Origin of the sequence: Acidovorax facilis (genome assembly GCF_023913775.1) — a bacterium.
Lineage (GTDB): Bacteria > Pseudomonadota > Gammaproteobacteria > Burkholderiales > Burkholderiaceae_C > Acidovorax > Acidovorax facilis.
The window spans coordinates 1-3,405 of the sequence record NZ_JAMXAX010000229.1 but is presented as its reverse complement, the minus strand read 5'-3'; the positions used below and the strand labels follow the sequence as shown (position 1 = coordinate 3,405).

At 65.6% G+C, this 3,405-nt stretch carries 3 protein-coding genes; all 3 read right to left on the bottom strand.

The genetic code is table 11. The features are described 5' to 3' along the window. Window positions 1-92: 92 nt before the first annotated feature. Genes NFX52_RS29535 through NFX52_RS29525 form a run of 3 tightly spaced genes read right to left on the bottom strand, consistent with a single transcriptional unit; the run spans window position 93 to window position 3,276 of the window. Window positions 93-1,091, bottom strand: coding sequence for a site-specific integrase (locus NFX52_RS29535; protein WP_055395126.1), 999 nt, complete (start codon window positions 1,089-1,091; stop codon window positions 93-95). Beyond that, window positions 1,088-2,029, bottom strand: coding sequence for a tyrosine-type recombinase/integrase (locus NFX52_RS29530; RefSeq protein ID WP_055395123.1), 942 nt, complete (start codon window positions 2,027-2,029; stop codon window positions 1,088-1,090). Before NFX52_RS29530 ends, NFX52_RS29535 begins: the two co-directional genes overlap by 4 nt. Next, window positions 2,026-3,276, bottom strand: a complete 1,251-nt coding sequence (locus NFX52_RS29525) for a tyrosine-type recombinase/integrase (protein WP_156358608.1) — start codon at window positions 3,274-3,276, stop codon at window positions 2,026-2,028. Before NFX52_RS29525 ends, NFX52_RS29530 begins: the two co-directional genes overlap by 4 nt. Window positions 3,277-3,405 lie beyond the last annotated feature (129 nt).

Genomic DNA, 3,405 nt, shown 5'->3' with positions numbered 1-3,405 from the left:
GCGGAACTATGTCCAGCATCGAACTATGTCCAGTGCTACGTTGACCCGCCTCGTAAAGGCGGCCATGCAACACGGGACATAGGAGGCAGCGGCTAGAGACTCTTCAAGAACGCCAACAGCGCGTCGTCTGGACGGTACCGACCTGGCTTGCTATCCGGCGGCGTCAGTTTGTCGAGCAGCTTCGACTTCATCTCCAGATCGGCGTCGAGGTAAATCTGTGTCGTCTCGACGGACTCGTGCCCGAGCCACAGCGCGAGCACAGAACGTTCGACTCCCTCGTGCGTCAGGTCCATCGCCGTCGTGTGCCGAAGCACATGCGGGCTCACCCGCTTGTGCGCCAGCGAGGTGCAGACACGGCTGGCGGTGGCGACGTGCTTGGCCACGATGTATTGCACACCGTGAGCACTCAGTGGGCCGCCGCGGGCGTTCGGGAACACGGGTTGATCAGGCGCTCTGGGCGGTTCACGCATCCACGCCGCCATGACCGCGCGCGAGGCCTTGCTCAGAGGCGTACATCGTTCCTTGCGTCCCTTGCCAATCACACGCACGTGCGCGCCCGCGCCCAGCACCACGTCGTCCCGGCGCATGCCCGTCAACTCCGACAGCCGCAGACCGGTCTGCACTGCGACCAGCATCAGCGCGTGATCGCGACGCCCAGACCAGGCGTGCAGATCCGGCGCCGCCAGCAGTGCATCGACTTCGGGCCTGCTCAGGAAGGGAACCAGCGCTCGGGTGAACTTCTTCGCGGGGATGGCAAGCACCCGGGCAATCTGCGCCGCATGGGTGGGAGCCTCGTAGGATGCGAAGCGGAAGAACGAATGCACGGCCGTCAGCCGCAGGTTGCGCGTGCGGGCTGTGACGCCGCGCAAGGCTTCCAGCTCATCGAGGAACGCCGTGACCAGCGGCGCGTCGATGTCCTCCAGTGCGAGCGCCGACGGCGCTTTGTGCAGCCGCTTCTTGGCGAATTGCAGCAACATCTTGAACGTATCCCGGTAGGAGGCGATGGTGTGTGGGCTGGCTTGGCGCTGGTGCATCAGTCGCTGGGTGAAGTAGCGTTGCAGCAGGCTGGCCAGCTTGGTGTCGGCCGTCATGACGATGCCCCCCAGCGCCGCTCCAGGCGTTCCATGGCGTGCGACATCAGTTCCGGCCAGGCGCTGAGGTACCAGTACGTGTCCTCGACCCGGACGTGGCCCAGGTACGTCGACAACACGGGCAGGAGCCGGGTGGCATCCTGGCCTGCCTCGTACCAGGCCGTCAGCACCTTCACCGCAAAGCGATGCCGAAAGTCATGCAGCCGAGGGCCCCGGCTCGCGCCTGTCGCACGCAGGCCGACGCTGCGGGACAGTGCGTAGAAGGTTCGGTGCAGGCCCGCCTGATCCAGCCGGTTGCCGCGACTGGACACGAAGACGTAAGCTGAGACTGCGGCGCCAAAGAACTCCGTGCGCCGACGCAGGTAGTCCGCCAGCACATCCCTCGTTGATGGATGCAGCGGGATGCACCGGCTCTTGCCGAGCTTGGCGCTGCGGATGGTCAGCAGTGCCTGGTCAAGATCGACGTCGGGGACCTGCAAGTCCAGCGCCTCGGACATCCGCATGCCGGTCGTGCTCAGCAGGCCGATCAGGCAGTGGTACTTCCACGGGTACAGCGGGGTGCGGTGCCAGTTCGTCGGTAGCTTCAAGGCGGCGGCCAGCAGCCGTTGCACTTCCTCGTCCGAATACAGGTACGGTCTGGCACGCATGGCCCGATGGGGCAGCAGACCCAGCGGCGGGATCTCCGTCAAGGGATCGCTGGCGTGGCGGTAGCGCGCGAATCCCCGAACTCCACCAAGGCGCCGCGCCCACTCCGCCGGCTGCACAGCGGTCGGTTGCTGCGCCCATTCCATCGCCAGCGCCGTCGTGATGTGCAACGCGCCGCGGGTATCGAGGAAGTCGATGAACCGCGGCAACTGCAGGCCAGCGTCTTCCAGCTTGTAGCCCAAGCTGCGGCGCAGCTCGAGATAGTCGCGCAGGGCCTCTCGAAGCCCGCTCATGACAAGCTCCCGGGCCACGGCAGGGCCAGAGGGCGAAGCGCAGCGAGGTCCACCTTGGCATAGATCGAGGTGGACAGCTGGCTGCGGTGGCGAAGGAGCTCACCGATCTCGGGTAGCGACGCCCCGTCTCGCAGCATCCCGACCGCCAGGGCATGCCGAAACTGGTGTGATCCCTTGCGAGGCGTGTCGACGCCGGTACGCTCGATCGCGTTGCGCACGATGGACCCGATGCCATCGGAGCCGTGAAGCAAGCATTGATGAGGCGCGCGCGTGCGCAGGAACACGTGGCGATCCAAACTTGCAGGTCGTCCTTGCCGCAGGTAGGCGGCGATGGCTTCGCCGACATCGACTGGCAGCGGCATCAGGCACTGGTGGCCGTTCTTGCCGCGCACGCGCAGAAGACCGGTGTCCCACTCGATGTCCTCCAGTAACAGGGTGAGGACCTCGCCGCCTCGCAAGCCCAGGCGCGCAAGCAGCAGTAAGACGGCACGGTCCCGTCGGCCGACGGCGGTGCACTGATCGCAGCTGTCGATGACGCGCCGCGCGTGTTCCGCCGAGATGGCCCGGGGCAGCGGTGGCGTCGTTGTCCATGCCGCCACGGCTGGCACGGCGTTGATCAATGAGCCCTTGATATCGCCGCGGTACTGGGCATAGCGAAGGAAGGCCCGCAACCCGTTGACCACATGCTTGAGGCCGCGCGGACGAAGGCGTCGCGCCTCCCGCCGAACGAAGTCGATGACGTCGGTGGCACGGATCGCGCCAAGATCGATATCGTCGCTGCCGAAGCGGTGTGCAAGGAAATCACGGGCGAGGGTCCGGTAGCCACCGATCGTCGTGGAGGCCAGCCCTCGCGCATGCCCCAGGTACTGCGCGAAGCTGGCCGCCAGTTGATCGGCGGGCGTGATGGCCGACGCCGGGACAGCGCACAGGCCTTGCGCGCGCAGGTACCGCAGCAACTGGCGAATGGCCGGTGGCTCGTGGCGACGAGGCGTGTCCCGGCAGTCACTTCGAGGCTGATACGGTCGACGCAGGAACGCCTCGACATGCGCATCCTGAAGCTCGGCAAGCACAACGCCTTGATCGTCCAGCCAGGTATCGAACTCAGTCGCGCGCCAGGCCTTGGCGCGCAGGCAAACGACGGCGTAGCCATGATCAATTAATGACGTGACGAACGCCGGCAGGTGCGGCGAGAGCGGTCCCTTCGCGCGTAGGACGAGCGCCATCGCGCCTTCAATGGTTGGTTCCAAGATGGTCTCCTTGTGGGCGACATGCCCAGCAAGGAGGATTGCTATGTACAGCGTTATTGGCCAGCAAGACTTGCTCGCTCAGGCGCAAGTCGAATGACTGGACATAGTTCGACGCTGGACATAGTTCCG

Bases quoted from the DNA above. Each gene is read 5' to 3' on its own strand.
- NFX52_RS29535 (WP_055395126.1), bottom strand. From the start codon at position 1,091: ATGACGGCCGACACCAAGCTGGCCAGCCTGCTGCAACGCTACTTCACC.
- NFX52_RS29530 (WP_055395123.1), bottom strand. From the start codon at position 2,029: ATGAGCGGGCTTCGAGAGGCCCTGCGCGACTATCTCGAGCTGCGCCGC.